Annotated in this window: 1 protein-coding gene; it reads left to right on the top strand. The window is 65.8% G+C overall.

The genetic code is table 11. The features are described 5' to 3' along the window. A partial coding sequence (locus HGQ17_RS14855) for an integrase core domain-containing protein (protein WP_168888732.1) occupies positions 1-915 on the top strand: 915 nt, incomplete at both ends.

The raw sequence follows: 915 nt of genomic DNA on the forward strand, positions 1-915 counted from the left end.
AGGGCCTGGATGCTGGGCCGTTGTCGGTGCTGGCCAGGATGCGCCGCCAAGGCCTGAACCCGCCCTCACGGGCCACGCTGGCCAGGGCCTTCGCTGCGGCAGGCGTCTCCAAGCCCGAACCTCGTAAGCGGCCCAGGGCGGCCAATCGTAGGTTCGTCTATCCCGCACCGAACTGCTGCTGGCAGATCGATGCCTTCACCTGGTCGTTAGCTGACGGGACTGCGACCACGATTCTGCAAGTGATCGACGACCACACCCGATTGGCATTGGCGACCCTGGTTGCCGAGGGTGAGACGAGTAAGGCCGCGCTGAAGGCCGTCTCCACAGCGATCCGTCGGTGGGGCGTGCCGCAGCGGCTGCTCTCTGATAACGGGTTGGCGTTCAACCCCACCCGTCGAGGCTTCACCGGCAAGCTGGTCGACTACCTGGTCGATCTTGGGGTCAAGCCCATCACCGGCAAGCCCGACCGGCCTACCACTCAGGGCAAGAATGAGCGGTTCCATCAGACTCTGCAGAAGTGGCTGAACGCGCGCCCGCCTGCCCACTCGATCGAGGCGTTGCAGATCATGGTTGAGGAGTTCGACACCTACTACAACCATGAGCGCGTTCATCAGGCGTTGAGCGACAAGACGCCGATGGAAGCCTGGGAGGCCACCGAGCCGGCACCGCCGCCGGCCCCGGAGCCGCGCATGCCCCACATGCCGCCCTCGGCACAAGCGATGGCGAAGAACGCCAAAGCCGGGCCCCAGCCCGCAGCCGGGCCGGCGACTAATACCCGCGCCCGGTTAGCGCTGCACCCCAGCGTGGGCAGCGCGGATCTGATGGTCAAGCAGAACGGGCAGGTCAAGGCGCTGAGCTGTATGTTCTATGTGGCCACCAGCCGGGCAGCAGAGACGGTCCACGTAATCTGGACCG

The organism is Nesterenkonia sedimenti (genome assembly GCF_012641515.1).
GTDB classification, from domain to species: Bacteria; Actinomycetota; Actinomycetes; order Actinomycetales; family Micrococcaceae; genus Nesterenkonia; species Nesterenkonia sedimenti.